General features: G+C 63.1%; 12 protein-coding genes. 9 read left to right on the top strand and 3 right to left on the bottom strand.

The genetic code is table 11. The features are described from left to right. Positions 1-2 precede the first annotated feature (2 nt). From FPK30_RS05240 to metF, 4 genes are all read left to right on the top strand, one after another. Positions 3-1,136, top strand: coding sequence for a tRNA (adenine-N1)-methyltransferase (locus FPK30_RS05240; protein ID WP_144085608.1), 1,134 nt, complete (start codon positions 3-5; stop codon positions 1,134-1,136). Between the two features lie 81 nt (positions 1,137-1,217). After that, positions 1,218-1,778: a SixA phosphatase family protein gene (locus FPK30_RS05235; protein WP_144085607.1), complete on the top strand. Its 561-nt coding sequence runs from the start codon at positions 1,218-1,220 to the stop codon at positions 1,776-1,778. Positions 1,779-1,956: 178 nt separating this feature from the next. After that, positions 1,957-4,293 (top strand): 5-methyltetrahydropteroyltriglutamate--homocysteine S-methyltransferase, encoded by a 2,337-nt coding sequence (gene metE, locus FPK30_RS05230; protein WP_144085606.1) that lies wholly within the window; start codon positions 1,957-1,959, stop codon positions 4,291-4,293. After that, positions 4,286-5,167, top strand: coding sequence for a methylenetetrahydrofolate reductase [NAD(P)H] (metF, locus tag FPK30_RS05225; RefSeq protein WP_101432409.1), 882 nt, complete (start codon positions 4,286-4,288; stop codon positions 5,165-5,167). Before metE ends, metF begins: the two co-directional genes overlap by 8 nt. Before the next feature lie 58 nt (positions 5,168-5,225). Here metF and FPK30_RS05220 read toward each other — a convergent pair whose 3' ends face one another. From FPK30_RS05220 to FPK30_RS05210, 3 genes are read right to left on the bottom strand one after another with little or no spacing between them, the layout of a single operon-like run. Continuing rightward, positions 5,226-5,546 (bottom strand): hypothetical protein, encoded by a 321-nt coding sequence (locus FPK30_RS05220; RefSeq protein ID WP_144085605.1) that lies wholly within the window; start codon positions 5,544-5,546, stop codon positions 5,226-5,228. 16 nt (positions 5,547-5,562) lie between these two features. Beyond that, entirely contained in the window at positions 5,563-6,402 is an 840-nt protein-coding gene (locus tag FPK30_RS05215) for an ATP-binding cassette domain-containing protein (RefSeq protein WP_232341981.1), read from the bottom strand. A 15-nt stretch (positions 6,403-6,417) separates the two neighbouring features. Then, positions 6,418-7,611: an ROK family transcriptional regulator gene (locus tag FPK30_RS05210; protein WP_144085603.1), complete on the bottom strand. Its 1,194-nt coding sequence runs from the start codon at positions 7,609-7,611 to the stop codon at positions 6,418-6,420. A gap of 236 nt (positions 7,612-7,847) precedes the next feature. On the opposite strand from FPK30_RS05210, the gene FPK30_RS05205 reads away from it, so the two are divergent. The 5 genes from FPK30_RS05205 to FPK30_RS05185 all read left to right on the top strand — a co-directional run bounded on the left by FPK30_RS05205 (position 7,848) and on the right by FPK30_RS05185 (position 15,318). Then, positions 7,848-9,002 carry a substrate-binding domain-containing protein gene (locus FPK30_RS05205; protein ID WP_045924497.1) on the top strand — a complete coding sequence of 385 codons (1,155 nt, stop codon included), beginning with the start codon at positions 7,848-7,850 and terminating at the stop codon, positions 9,000-9,002. Between the two features lie 77 nt (positions 9,003-9,079). Then, positions 9,080-10,636 carry a sugar ABC transporter ATP-binding protein gene (locus FPK30_RS05200; RefSeq protein ID WP_024627986.1) on the top strand — a complete coding sequence of 519 codons (1,557 nt, stop codon included), beginning with the start codon at positions 9,080-9,082 and terminating at the stop codon, positions 10,634-10,636. Further along, positions 10,633-11,868 (top strand): multiple monosaccharide ABC transporter permease, encoded by a 1,236-nt coding sequence (gene mmsB / locus FPK30_RS05195; protein WP_024627987.1) that lies wholly within the window; start codon positions 10,633-10,635, stop codon positions 11,866-11,868. Before FPK30_RS05200 ends, mmsB begins: the two co-directional genes overlap by 4 nt. 85 nt (positions 11,869-11,953) lie before the next feature. After that, the gene (locus tag FPK30_RS05190; RefSeq protein ID WP_024627988.1) at positions 11,954-12,154 is read left to right on the top strand and encodes a hypothetical protein; all 201 of its coding nucleotides are present in this window, start codon (positions 11,954-11,956) and stop codon (positions 12,152-12,154) included. An 83-nt stretch (positions 12,155-12,237) separates the two neighbouring features. Then, entirely contained in the window at positions 12,238-15,318 is a 3,081-nt protein-coding gene (locus FPK30_RS05185; RefSeq protein WP_144085602.1) for a bifunctional [glutamine synthetase] adenylyltransferase/[glutamine synthetase]-adenylyl-L-tyrosine phosphorylase, read from the top strand. Positions 15,319-15,323 lie beyond the last annotated feature (5 nt).

The following is a 15,323-nucleotide window of genomic DNA, read 5'->3' as shown; positions in this document are numbered from 1 at the left end:
GCATGAGCCCAAGGCGAGGACCGCTGAGCGCAGGGGAGCGGGTCCAGCTGACCGACCGGCGTGGCCGCAGGCTGACGGTCATGCTGGAACCTGGCGGCCTGACACAGACCGACCATGGGCTCCTGCCGCACGAGGCCATAATTGGCCTGCCCGAGGGATCCGTGGTGGTGACCATCTCGGCTGACAAGTGGCGGCAGATGCGCCACCAGCAGGATGTCGACACCGACACACAGGCGCCTGACAGGGCCAAGCCCTGGAAGTCTTCCCGAGGCATTGGAGGATGGGCCTTCACCATCATGCGCCCCCGGCTGGAGGACTACATACTCTCCATGCCGCGCGGTGCCCAGATCATGTACCCCAAGGATGTGGCCAGGGTCATCCTTCTGGGCGACATCCGTCCGGGCATGAGGGTCCTGGAGTCGGGAGCCGGCTCAGGGGCCATGAGTCTGGGATTGCTGGATGCCATCGGTACGGAAGGCAAACTCACCAGCATTGAGCGGCGGGAGGAGTTCGCCCGGGTGGCCATGGGCAACGCTACCGTGTTCTTTGGTCACCGCCCTGCCCAGTGGGACCTGCGTACCGGCGACTTCGACACCCTTGCGGCCGACCTGCCCGAGGACGAATTCGACCGCATCGTTCTGGACATGCTGGACCCCTGGAACCGTCTGGAGCAGGCCTACCGGGTCATGTCCCCCGGCGGCGTGCTGACTGCCTATGTGACCACTACCACCCAGCTCAGCCGACTGGCCGAGGCCCTGCGCGCCGACGGCCGATGGACCGAGCCCGGGATCATGGAGAGCCTGGAGCGCTCCTGGAAGGCCGACGGTCTGGCGGTCCGACCCGAGCATGAGATGATCGGGCACACCGGCTTCCTGCTGACCAGCAGGGCCATGGCTCCCGGCCAGCAGGCTCTGCGCAAGCATGTCCGGGCTACCAAGGATTACCAGACTGACGTCGATCAGGGCCGACCGCCTGCCAAGAGCAGCGGCTCCAACCGCGAGCGCGAAAAGGAAGACCTTGAGGACCTCGAGGATTTGGAGTTGCGCCGGGTCTCTGATCGCAAGCTGCGCAAGGTGCTGCGTGACCTGGATCATCAGGTGCGCACTCTGCAGGGCGGACAGGATCAGAAAGACTGATCGCCCATGACCGGCGTATCCTCTGGGCTCTGCCATAATGGAGAAGACGCCTGACAGGAACTTCGGGAAAGGAAGCATGGCATGGGTTTGCGAAAAGGTCTGAAGGCCGAGGATCTGCGGCGGTGCAGCCGAACCCTCATGCTCATGCGTCACGCCAAGACCGAACGCCAGGGGTCACAGGGCGATCGCAGCCGCCAGCTGACCGACCGTGGCCAGCGGCAGGCCCGGATCATGGGCCGTGGATTGGCCGCTTTGGGCCTGGTGCCCGACCGCATCATCTGCTCGGGTGCGCCCCGGGCCCGTCAGACCCTGGACGGCATGCTCAAGCCCCTGGGGGACGGGCCCCGGGTCGACTACCGGGAATCCCTCTATGAATCCGGCATGCAGGCGGTCTTCGACCAGCTGGCACAGACCGAGGACCGTGACCGCCGGGTCCTGATCCTGGGTCATGAGCCCACCATGTCTATCTGCTCACAGTGGCTGGCCGAGGACAACTCCGACCCCGACCTCTTGGACCTGCTCAATCTTGGACTGCCGCCGGCCACCATGGTCCTGCTGGGCTCCGAGCGGCCCTTGACCGACTGGGGAACCCACCAGGCCCGTTTGCTGGGCATTCTGGGCCCCCAGGATCTGGAGGACTGACCGGCGTAAACAAGCTCAAGGCCACCGCTGCAGGCAGTCTTGACGGGCTTCAGTCCCCCGCTTGCCGTCCTGCCGTTATCGATTCAGGTTATGGCGACACCTTATTTGCACCAATTACCCGCCTCCCCCCGCCGCTGATAGGCTGACCAAAGACATCAGGACGAAACTGGGAGGTTTCATGGCAGCGATTACATCCGTGTCCGGATTCCCGCGCATCGGCGCGCACCGCGAACTCAAGAGGGCCATCGAGGGCTATTGGAAGGGCGAACGGAATCTGGACGAGGTCCGGCGCACGGCCGCCGATCTGCGGGCCAGGCACTGGCAGCTTCAGCAGGAGGCCGGCGTCGACCTGATTCCCGTCAACGATTTCAGCTATTACGACCAGGTCCTGGATACCTCCATCCTCCTGGGCGTCGTGCCCGAGCGCTATCGGAAGCTGGGCCTGGGCCCCGAGGACACCCTCTTCGCCATGGGCCGCGGCTACCAGGGGGAGCAGGGTGACGTGACCGCCCTGCCTATGAAGAAGTGGTTCACCACCAACTACCACTACCTGGTTCCCGAGATCGACCAGGACACCAGAATCACCCTGGAAGGCGACAAGCCCTTCAAGGAGTTCCAGGAGGCGCGCGAGCAGGGCATCGCCGCCAAGCCGGTGCTGATCGGCCCCTACACCTTCCTCAAGCTGGCACGCGGTCCCCAGGGCGAGCTGCTGGATCCCGATCCGGCACTGGTCCAGGACCTGGCCAAGGCCTATGCGACCATCCTGGAGCGGTTCGTCGGCCTGGGCGCCGACTGGGTGCAGCTGGACGAGCCCTACCTGGTCCTGGACAAGGAACCGGGCGACCAGGACCTCTTCGAAACCCTCTACCAGCCCATCCTCAAGGCCCGTCAGAGCGACAAAGGCAAGGTCCGTATCCTGCTCAACACCTACTTCGGCCATGTGGGCGACTGCTACGACCGGCTGGTTGACCTGGGCTTCGACGGCATCGGCCTGGATCTGGTCGAGGGCAGGGATGAGAATCTGGCTGCCCTCAAGGAGCACGGCGTGCCGGAGGGAACGACCATCTTCGCCGGTCTGGTCAACGGCCGCAACATCTGGCGCAACGACTATGCCGTCAGCCTGGGCCTGCTGGATGCCCTGCACCAGGTGACCTCGAACGTGGTGGTGTCCACCGCATGTTCACTCCTGCACGTGCCCTATACCGTGGCCGACGAGGATGGGCTGGATGCCGACACCGTGCGGCCGCACTTCGCCTTCGCCCTGGAGAAGCTGGGCGAGCTGCACGACCTGGCCCAGCTGGCCGATGCCGACGAGGGTCAGCGCCGCTCCAGCAAGGCCCTTGCTGACAACCAGAAGCTCTTCGACGGCAGCCGCGTCCAGCCCGACCCCCAGGTGCAGCAGCGCCTGGCCGGCCTGAAGGACGATGACTTTGTGCGTACCCCGGCCCGGCCTGAACGCCAGAGGATCCAGGCCCAGGAGCTGGGTCTGCCCCTGCTGCCGACCACCACCATCGGCTCCTTCCCCCAGACCGCCGAGGTCCGCGCCGAGCGTGCCCGCCTGCGCAAGAAGGAGATCAGCCAGGAGGACTACGACGACTTCATCGCCCGCAAGATCGACCAGGTCATCGACCACCAGGAGCAGATCGGCCTGGATGTGCTGGTCCACGGCGAGTTCGAGCGCAACGACATGGTCGAGTACTTCGGCCAGAACCTCAAGGGCTACCTGTTCACCCGGAATGCCTGGGTCCAGTCCTACGGCACCCGCTGCGTCAAGCCTCCCATCGTCTGGGGGGACATCTCCCGCGCCCGGCCCATCACGGTGCGCTGGTCTTCCTACGCGCAATCCCGCACCAACCATGTGGTCAAGGGGATGCTGACCGGTCCGGTGACCATTCTCAACTGGTCCTGGCCCCGCGAGGACATCGATCACAAGCAGCAGACCCGCCAGCTGGCTCTGGCCATCCGTGACGAGGTCCTGGACCTGGAGGCCGCAGGCATCCGCATCATCCAGATCGACGAGGCCGCCCTGCGCGAGAAGCTGCCGCTGCGGCGCTCCGACTGGCACAGCCGATACCTGGACTGGGCCATCCCCGCCTTCCGGCTGGTGCATTCCGGGGTCAAACCCACTACCCAAATTCACACCCACATGTGCTACTCGGAGTTCAACGACATCATCAAGGACATTGATGCCATGGACGCCGATGTGATCTCCTTCGAAGCCTCCCGCTCCGACCTGACCGTCCTGGATGCCATCCAGGAGGCCAAGTTCGAGACCGAGGCAGGCCCCGGAGTCTACGACATCCACTCGCCGCGCATCCCTTCCACCGAGGAGATCGTGGACCGGATCCACGCCATCCTGAAGAAGCTGGATGCGGCCAAGGTCTGGATCAACCCCGACTGCGGATTGAAGACCCGAGGCGACAAGGAGACCTGGCCCAGCCTGGAGCACATGGTGGCCGCCGCACAGCAGGTGCGTGCGGAGCTATCGTCCAGTCAGGAGTCGGATCATGCATGAGCCTATCTTTTCCCTGGAGGTCTTTCCCCCCAAGCGCGATGCCCCGGTGGGCACCATCTATGACACCCTGGACGGTCTGGAAGGGCTGATGCCCGACTTCATCTCGGTGACCTACGGGACCGGCCGGCGCTCGGACCGCACAGCCACGGCCCGCATAGCCAAGACCATCCATACCGAGTACGGCATCCCTGCCGTGGCTCACTTGACCGCCCAGTATGCGGACCGCGAGGTGATCGACCAGGCCCTGGACATGTTCGACGACGCGGGGGTGGCAGCGGTGCTGGCCCTGCGCGGCGACAGCGTGGAGGGCCGTGAGCCTGCCGGAGTCTTCGACCATGCCAGCGACCTGGCCTCCTACATCCGGTCGCGTCGGCCCAACCTGTCGATTTACGGAGCCTGTTATCCGGAGACCCACCCGGAGGCCGCCTCGCCCGAGGAGGACATGGAGCATCTGCGTATCAAGGTGGATTCCGGCGTGGATCATCTGGTTTCGCAGCTCTTCTACGACAACGCCGATTTTCTGGACTTCCTGGACAGGGCTCGGGCAGCCGGCATCCAGGTGCCCATCGAGGCCGGCATCATGCCCATCACCAACGAGGGACAGGTACGGCACATGAGCGAGGTCTGCAAGGCGCGGATCCCGGCGGCTGTTGAGTCCATCCTGGAGCGCTGGGGCGACGACCGTGCCAGCCTGCGCGAGGCGGGCATCATCTACGCCTCACAGCAGATCGCCGACCTGGTGGCCCACGGGGTAGACGGCATCCACCTCTACTCCATGAACCACTCCGGCGTCACCAGGCGCATCTGGCACAACGTCCGTCACCTCTTCCATCAGGTGGGGGCCAAGGAGGAGCCGGTCAGCAGCCAAAAATAAGTGCATAGGAGCGGGTGAGGCCCCGCATCGATGACGGCAAAAGCGTGATCGCCAGCTTTCAGCGACGCTTTTGGCCCTGCTTGTCGGTGCGGGGCCTCAGCCATGGCCAGACCTTGAGCGCAGCTCTGTTCAAGGGCGGTATCATGCCAATCAACAGGCCAAGGACCATCCCTCCGATGGTTACCCAGGAGGCCAGGTCGCGCCCCAGCAGAATGAGGATCACCACCAGGCCGACCCCGATCAGGGATAGGACCTGTGTCCAGCGTTGCTGTGAATCAGTCAGTCGGTCGTTTTTCTTGGGCAGAAGTCCGTAGATCAGTCCCACCGCCAGCCCTATCAGGGCGCAGACGATGGTCAGGAGGGTATCGGTCAGCTGCATTCTGGGATTCCTTTGTTCATGATTGCTCGGGCAAGGTCTTTCTGGTGCCGCGCAGGGCGTGGACGCGGGCGTTGGCTCTGGCCATGGCATCCAGCTGCTCCTGGTCCTGTATGACATCTTCGGGATCAATGCCTGAAATCAAGGCTATGACAGTCTCATAAGATGTCTCGGCCGTAGGAAGGACTCCTACCAGCCGTCCCTGCCGCATGACTGCTATGCGGTCGGAAACCGCGAAAACGTCCGGCAGATCGTGGCAGACCATGAGGATGCTGCGCCCCTCGGAACGCATGCGCTTGATGTAGTTGAGCACCTCGGCGGACTGCATGACTGACAAGGAGGCCGTCGGCTCGTCCAGCAGGATCAGCTCCGGATTGTCCAGCAGGGTCCTGGCGATCGACACGGTCTGTTTTTGCCCCAGGGAAAGGGTGGCCATGGGTTGTCCCACGCGGATGGGGGAGGACAGCGACTGGAGGACCTGACGGGTGCGTCGACGCATGGCTTCGTCGTCACGCCGATGGTGACGATCGCGCAATTCCTTGCCCAGGAAGAGGTTGGAGGAGACGTCCAGGTTGTCGCAGAAGTCCTGCCCCTGGAAAACGGCTGCAATGCCCAACTGATTGGCGACTCTGATCGAGGGAATGCTGGTCGGCCGGCCCTTCCAGAGCAAGGTACCCTGGTCGGGCCGGATCAATCCTGACAAAATCCTGACCAGGGTGGACTTGCCTGCCCCGTTGTCGCCCACGATGGCGAGCACTTCGTGTTGGCGAATATCCAGGTGTATGTGTTTGAGGGCCTCAACGAACCCGAACCTGATGCAGAGGTCGTCCATCTGCATCAAGACAGCGGTTTTATGCAATCCAGGTCACCTCCTCTACGATGATCGACCTGCGGATTTGTTGGACACATCAATGTGTTCGTTGACGCTATCGACAGCCATCATAGCCGCCCCCAGAGCCGATCCGGTAATCGGATAGCGGGCAGGGAGCACCTCCATGGGGACCATGGCATCAGGGAAAAGCATGCGCTGAAGAGTCTCCCGGAGGGGTTCCAGAAACACATCTTCTGTTGTGCTCAGGATGCCTCCCAGGACCACTACCTCGGGATCCACGGCGTTGCACAGATCGGCTACTACATTGCCGATGCGGATGGCCGCGTCGCCCACGATCCGTCTGCAGCCCGGATCCCCCTTGACGGCATTGCCCACCAGATCCTCCAGGGTCATGTTCCCGTGTGTCACGCTGAGCAAGGAGACCAGACGGCTCTCGTCCACCACCGTATTCAGGCACCCGCGGTTGCCGCAGATGCAGATATCGCCCAGGGGATCCACTTGGACATGGCCTATTTCGCCTGCCAGCCCGGTGGTGCCCCGCCACACCTCGCCGTTGATGACGATTCCCGCACCCACACCGTCATTGGCGTGGATGTAAACGAAGTTTCGTCTGCCGACTGCCGCGCCCATTCTCAGCTCGGCCATGGCTGAGAAGTTGGCATCGTTGTCCACCTGGACCGGCACCTGGAAAGCCTCATGGAAGGTGCCTATCAGATCCTCCTTGTCCCAGCCTCGCAGGATGCCGGGAATGGCCAGCTGGTGAGTTCTGCAGTCCACAGGGGCCCCCATGGCCAGGCCCAGGCCGACAAGCTCATCCGATTGGGCGCCGATGGAAGTCAGCGTCTCCTTGATCAGGATCATGGCCCGTTCCAGGGTAGTGTCCGGCTTGTGCTGCCGCGGCAGAGCCATATCATGCTCTGCCAGGATGGCATGGCTGGCGTCGACAACTTCCAGCCGCATTTCGTGACGGCCGATGTAGAGCCCGACTCCGAGGCCCTTGCGGCGGGCCAGCATGACCAGGGTGGCGCGGCGGCCGTTTCTGGTGGTGGAGGATGTCTCCAGAAGTCCTTGCTCGCCCATCAGGCGTACCAGGTTGGAGACAGTGGCTGTTGAGAGCCCAGTATTTTCAGCCAATTCGATCTGGGTCATGGCGCCGAATCTTCGGATCGTATCCAGCAGGAGGGCACGGTTGGCCTCACGCAGTGAGGACTGTGAACCGAACAATCGATGTGCCATAGGTTCCAGTGTAGCCAAGATCGTGGCTTGCCCCCGCCCAGTGCACCCCTTGCGCCGATGAAAGACAACAGTTCGAACAAATTATTAAATTCATGTACGAAACAGATAAATAGATAATCAGCTTTGTTGAGTTGATAAAGTTAACGCAATTGGGTATGCTGACCACTGGGCCTGCAATGAAGGGACCCAGGCAGACGGAGATGCCTGCCGGAGAATTCAAGGATGAAGGAGTCTTCATGAAGATGATGCAACGAGCCATGGCGGCGGTCATCGGCGTCGCCATGCTGACCGGACTGGGCGCTTGCGGAGGTTCACGTGCCTCCAGCTCCTCCCAGGAGGGAGGATCGATCGGCAAAGGCGCCACCATCGGCGTGTCCATGCCCACCAAGTCCGAGGAACGTTGGAACAAGGACGGCAACAACCTCAAGAGCAAACTGGAGAAAGCAGGCTACAAGGTAGTGCTCTCCTTCGCGGATGACAAGCCCGCCCAGCAGAATGCCGACATCGAGAACATGGTCAACAAGGGCGCCAAGATCGTGGTGGTGGCTTCCAAGGACGGCACCGCTGTTGGGCCGGCTGTCGAGAAGGCCAAGGATGCCGGGGCCAAGGTCATCGCCTATGACCGGCTGATCATGAACACCAAGGCCGTTGACTACTATGCGACCTTCCAGCTTGAGCGCACCGGCGTGCTGGAGGCCAACTGGCTGATCGACCAGCTGGGGCTCAAAAACGGAGCCAAGGGTCCATTCAATATTGAGCTCTTTACGGGTTCTCCCGACGACAACAACGCCAAGTACTTCTTCAAGGGCGCCTGGGAGCTGCTGCAGCCCTACTTCAAGTCGGGCGTTCTGGTCAGCCCCTCCCAGCATGGCGGCGGTGTGACCAAGGACTTCAAGCTTTCAGACTGGCAGAAGATCTCCGTCCAGTCCTGGAAGACCGAGCAGGCCCAGAAGGACATGGAATCCATTCTTGATTCGACCTACGCCCATGGCGAGCGGTTGGATGCCGTGCTGAGCCCTTATGACGGCATCAGCCAGGGAGTCATCAACGCCATCCAGTCCAAGAGGCCCGACATCCAGCCCAATACCGACAACTGGCCCAAGATCACCGGGCAGGACGCCATGGAGATCTCCGTGGCCAACATCTCCAAGGGGCTGCAGGGTCAGACCGTCTTCAAGGACGTCAACAAGCTGGCCCAGGCCGTCTACGACATGATCATCGAAATCGCCGAAGGCAAGAAGGTCACCGGCATCAACGGCACCTTTGACAACAACAGCATCAAGGTGCCCTCGAAGCTGCTGGATCCCAAGGCCATCACCAAGGACAACCTGACCGATCTGGTCAAGGCGAACTACCTGACCCAGGCACGATTCGATCAGCTGACCAAGTGAGGTTGGCATCACAGTCGCGCCGGACCGTCCCGCTTCCGGTCAAGGGGTGGGACGGTCGGCGCACAGGAGGTGAAAGCATGTCCGACGAGGACATCTTGTTGCGAATGCAGGGAATCACCAAGACCTTCGGTCCGGTCAAGGCCCTGTCCAATGTGGACATGGATGTGCGCAAGGGCGAAATCCATGCCATCTGCGGGGAAAACGGGGCCGGCAAGTCAACCCTGATGAACGTGCTGTCCGGGGTATACCCGCATGGCAGCTATACCGGCGAAATCCTGTTCGACGGCAAGCCCTGCCGCTACCGGACCATCAATGATTCGGAGGACGACGGCATCGTCATCATCCACCAGGAGCTGGCGCTGAGCCCTTTCCTATCCATTGCCGAGAACATCTTCCTGGGCAATGAGCAGGCCCACAATGGCGTCATGGACTGGGACACGACCAGGGCCAAGGCCTCGCGTCTGTTGGAGCGTGTGGGGCTGGACGAGAAACCCGACACCAGGGTCATGGACCTTGGAGTGGGCAAGCAGCAGCTGGTGGAGATCGCCAAGGCGCTGTCCAAGCACGTCAGGCTGCTGATTCTGGATGAGCCCACAGCCGCCTTGAACGACGATGATTCCGATCATCTGCTGGATCTGGTCAGACAGCTGCGTGACCAGCAGGGAGTGACCAGCATCCTCATCACCCACAAGCTGGGCGAGGTGGGGCAGATTGCGGATGGGGTGACCATTCTACGGGATGGCTCCACGGTGGGCGGTATGCGAATCGACCAAGACCACCCGCTGGATCAGGATCTGCTCATCCAGAAGATGGTCGGCCGCGAGCTGACCAACCTCTATCCCGAGCACGTGCCGCACATCGGCAAGGAGGTGCTCAAGGTCAGCGATTGGACCGTCCACCACCCGCAGGATCCCTCCCGCACCGTGGTCGATCATGCCAATCTGGTGGTTCACCAGGGTGAGATCGTCGGATTGGCGGGACTGATGGGTGCTGGTCGCACCGAGATGGCCATGAGCATCTTCGGGCGGTCCTATGGCAGCCATATCAGCGGCAGAATCGAGATGCATGGCCGTCAGGTCGAGCTGCCGAACGTCCAGTCGGCCATCGATTCGGGCCTGGCATACGCCACTGAGGACCGCAAGGTCTTCGGACTCAACCTGCTGCAGAACATCAGGGAAAACGCCTCCTTGGCCTCGCTCAAGAAAATGAGCCGTCATGGAGTCATGAACGAGAACCTGGAGAGGGCACGGGTGGAGGAGTACCGCAAGGACTTCAACATCAAGTGCAGCAACATCGATGTGCCCGTCTCCACCCTGTCCGGCGGCAACCAGCAAAAGGTCGTGCTGGCCAAGTGGGTGATCTCGGATCCTGATGTGCTCATCCTGGACGAGCCCACCCGAGGCATTGATGTGGGAGCCAAGTACGAGATCTACGAGATCATCGACCGGCTGGTCGACCAGGGCAAGGCTGTGGTGGTCATCTCCTCTGAATTGCCCGAGCTGATCGGCATCTGTGACCGGATTTATACGGTCAGCCAGGGGGTCATCACCAACGACGTGGAGCGCCGGGACTTCTCGCAGGAGTATCTGATGAAGGGCATGACCCAGGAAAAGAAGGGAGTGGCAGCCAGATGAGCTCGCCCAACAGCAACAAGAGCACCGCCCAGGCGGTGGAACAAGAACAGGCAGGACCTGGTATTCTGGCCTCCCTGGCCAGCAACGCCCGGCAGTATGGCATCGTCGGCGCCTTGGTGGTCATCGTGGTCGTCTTCGAAATACTGACCAAGGGGGTGCTGCTCAAGCCCAACAGCTTCGTCTCGCTGATCCAGCAGAACGCCTACGTGATCATCCTGGCCATCGGCATGGTCATGGTCATCATCGCCACCCACATTGATCTGTCGGTGGGATCGCTGGTGGCCTTCATCGGAGGCGTGTGCGCCATCCTCATGGAGCATATGGGGGTCAATTGGATCGTGGCCATCGGCCTTTCCCTGATCGTGGGTCTGCTGATCGGCATCTGGCAGGGCTTCTGGGTAGCCGTCATCGGCATTCCAGGATTTATCACCACCCTGGCCGGCATGCTGATCTTCCGTGGTCTGGCCACGGTCATCGTCGGCGAGTCCGTGCCCATTACCTCCGCGCAGTTCAGGGGGATCGCCCGTGACTACCTGCCCAACATCCTGGGATGGTGGGGCCCCTTTGACGGCTTGACCGTGGTGCTGGGCCTGATCTGCATCCTGGCCTACGCCTGGTCGCAGATTGCCCGCCGCCGCAAGACCCTGGCTGTAGGTCTGGTTCCTGAGCCCAAGGCCCTGATGACCGGCAAGATCATCGTGGCCGCAGTCGTCATCCTCTTCGTGACCTACCTGCTGGCCTCCTCCGGCAATGAGAACCAGGGCGGGACGCCCATAATGCTGGTCATCGTGGCCGTGTTGGTCCTGATCTACAACTTCATCCTCACCAGGACCGTCTTCGGCCGGCATGTCTACGCAGTGGGCGGCAACCGCAAGGCTGCCGTGCTCTCGGGCATCAACGCCAAGCGGGTGGACTTCACGCTCTTCGTCCACATGGGCTTCCTGTCGGCTGTGGCAGCCATCTGCATGCTTTCACGACTGGCCTCGGCCACCGCCCAGGCTGGTATGGAGTTCGAAATGGACGCCATCGCATCCTGCTTCATCGGCGGCACGGCTGTCACCGGCGGCATCGGCACCATTCCCGGGGCGGTCGTCGGAGCCTTCGTCATGGGTGTGATCAACCAGGGACTGTCCATCATGGGCGTGGACACGGCCATCGTCAAGACCATCAAGGGGCTGGTGCTCCTGCTGGCCGTGGCTATCGACGTCATGTCCAAGCGCCGCAAGAGCTGACCAATCATCGGCGTGAGGGACGGGCACTTGCCGTCCCTCACGCCGATCAACCATCTTTGGAACATCGTTACAAAGGAGCACAATCGTGCGTATCACCGGCAAGGCTCGTTCTCGGATGTATGGCCTGACTGCTGCGGCCTGCGCCATCTGGCTGGTCCAATCCCTGGCTGAGGCTGTGCGGGACGGCAGCCTGCTGACCTGGCCCACACTGATCTTCTCCGTGTGCTTAGCCGTCGTCACCGTATACTGCGCCGTCTGCGCCTTCCGGGAGGGCCGCAAGGGCTGACGACCCGTTCCCCCTATAATGCCTGTACCGGCCCCGTGGATGTCAGTGTCGTTGCGGGCCCGAGGAAAGGCAGGGGATGACTCATGGCAGATTCGGCGCAACCGACCACTTCGACCCTGATACACCTCGGGCTGCACGACCTGGACAAGGCCCGGGTTCGGCTGGATCGGCTTGCCCGTCTGGTTGACGATCAGAAGCTGGAGCAAACCCTGGTCCAGAGCCTCGACCAGGCCTGCGATCCGGACGAAGCCCTTGCCGGGCTGATACGAATTCTGGAGCAGTATCCGCAAGGAACCCGTCCGGCCTTTCTGGCCGAATCCCCGCAGGGGAACCAAGGGGGAGCACAGTCGCTGATCAGGGTGCTGGGGGCCTCGGAGGCCATGGGTCGGCTGATGCGCTCGCGGCCGGAACTGGCAGAGGCGGCAGCCATCGACCTCGACCACCTGGCTGACTGCCCGGCGGAAACCAGGCGGAAGCGGGTCATGGACGCCTTGGACAGGGTGGAGGCCAATGCTGACTCCGTGCCCTCGCTGGCGGCCTACGCCGATGCACTGCGGTCCGAATACCGGCTGCAGCTGGCTGCCGTCATGGCCCGTGACCTGGCAGCCGAGGATCCCCTGGAGCTGGAGCCGGCAATCAGCCGGGCCCTGTCCGACATGGCCGATGCCGCACTCCAAGGGGCTCTGAGCATCGCCTGCCGGCAGGTTCCCAATGCCGATTCATGCCGTCTGACCGTCATTGGCATGGGCAAGCTGGGCGCCCAGGAACTCAACTACGTATCCGATGTGGATCTCATGTACTTGGTGGAGCCGGCATCGGGGGCGGGTTCTCACGTGACCGATCCCATCGCCGTGGGCACTGCCATGGCCGTCCTCCTCCAGCGGGTCTGCCAGGCGGTCATCCCCGGATCGACCGAGCCGCCGCTTTGGAAGGTTGATACTGCCCTGCGGCCCGAGGGGCGTGACGGCCCCTTGGTGCGCCGTCTGGCCTCTTACGCCGACTACTATGCCCAATGGGCTGAGAATTGGGAGTTCCAGGCCCTGCTCAAGGCCCGTCCGGTCGCTGGCGACAAGGCCCTGGGACAGGACTATACGGCCATGATCGAGCCGCTGGTTTGGGGGGCCTGTCAGCGTCCCAACTTCGTCTACGACTGTCAGCGGATGCGCCAGCGGGTAGAACGGCTGATACCCGAGGACCGCAAGGAGCGCGAAATCAAGCTGGGCCAGGGGGGACTGCGGGACGTGGAATTCACCGTCCAGATGCTCCAGCTGGTTCACGGCTCCAGCGACCCCGATCTGCGTTGCCCGGCGACCCTGGATGCTCTGCAGGCACTGGCCCAGGGTGGCTACATCTCTGCCAAGCATGGCGACCAGCTGGACCATGACTATCGGTTCGAGCGGGTCATGGAGCATCGTCTGCAGATGTGGCAGCTGCGGCGCACCCACCTCTTTCCGAAAATCAACCGTTCAGGCACCCTCGGCCAGCGGCCGCCCAGTCTGGAGGAGCTGGAGAGCAACCGCGATCTGCGGCGGCTGGCCCGGGCCTTCGGTCTGCATGCCGACCAGATGCTGGCCCAATACCAGGCCACCAGAATCGAAGTCCGAAACCTTCACCAGGCCATCTACTTCCGTCCCATGCTGCCCATCAACGCCCAGGTGGACGAGGACGAGGTCAGCCTGCGCCCCCAGGCGGCCCGCGCCCGGTTCGCCTCCATCGGCTTTGCCGACCCTGATGCAGCCATTCGCCACGTCACGGCCCTGACCACAGGGGTCACCCGATCAGCGCGTATCAACCGCATCCTCATGCCCGCCGTCCTCCAGTGGCTGGGGGAGGGACAGGATCCGGATATGGGACTTCTTGGCTGGCGAACCCTGGAGGAGCACTTCGGCGGCAAGAGCACCTACCTGGGCTTCCTGCGGGACTCCACCTCGGCCGCCCGCCGCCTCTGCCATGTGCTGTCCAACTCCCGATATCTGTCAGGCGCCCTGGCCCGGTCCGTCCAGTCAGTGACCTGGCTGGGCCATGACCAGGATATGATCCCTCGTGATCGAGCCACCCTGGACAAGCGCGCCGCAGCCTATCGGACCCGCCATGCGGACTCATTGGAGGAGTTTGCCACCGCAGTGCGGGCCATGCGCCGCCAGGAGATCGAGCGGATCGGGCTGGGCTGGATGAGTGGGGTGGACGATCAGCAGGCCTGCCTGGCGGGCATGTCCGATGTCTACGATGCGGCCATCAATGCCGCCCTGGACTGGGCCGTGGACCACCGTTCGGAACAGGCTGGCGCGCCAGCCGATCTGGCCGCGATCGGCATGGGTCGCTACGGAGGCAGGGAGGTCAACTTCAACTCGGATGCCGACATCATGCTGATCTACCGTCCAGCCTCGGACGCTGACCAGGACCAGGCGGCGGAATTCGCACGAGGGGTGACCGCCGACCTGCGGGCCGTCCTGGCCGGACGGGCCAGCCTGGAGCCCGGCATCGACCTGGACTTCGACCTGCGTCCCGAAGGACGCCAGGGGCCTCTGGTGCGTTCCCTGGACTCCTACCAGCGCTACTACCGCGAATGGTCGGAGACCTGGGAGCATCAGGCCCTGATCCGGGCCAGATTCGCAGCCGGGAATGCCGCTCTGGCCCAGGACTTTCTGGAGGGTACAGCCGATCCGCTCCGCTACCCTCAGCAGCCGCCCAACGAGGAGGAGCTGGGGCAGATTCGCCGGCTCAAGGCGCGGATGGAGGCCGAGCGGCTGCCGCGCGGCGTGCGCCGGGACCGACACCTGAAGCTGGGCCGGGGAGGGCTGTCTGACGTGGAATGGACAGTGCAGCTCCTCCAGCTGCGTCACGCCCACGACCTGCCTGAGCTGCAGGTCACCGGCACGCTGACAGCCCTGGATGCCCTGGAGGCGGCGGGTCTCATAGAAGCCAAGGATGCCAAGGCCCTGCGCCGCAGCTGGGTGCTCTGCACAGCAGCCCGCAACGCCAACTTCCTCTGGTCGGGAAGGGTATCCCAGGCGGACATCCTGCCTGACGACGGGCAGGTGCTGGGAGGCATCGCGGTCTGCCTGGGCTACCCGGCCCACCGGGGCCAGCACTTCGTCAACGAGCTGCTGGCGGCCATGCGCCGCTGCAGGCAGGTCATGGAACGGCTCTTCTACGGGGGCTGACCCTG

This window comes from Bifidobacterium apousia, assembly GCF_007559275.1.
GTDB classification, from domain to species: Bacteria; Actinomycetota; Actinomycetes; order Actinomycetales; family Bifidobacteriaceae; genus Bombiscardovia; species Bombiscardovia apousia.
The sequence above is the reverse complement of the archived record's forward strand: the minus strand, read 5'-3'. Positions and strand labels throughout refer to the sequence as shown.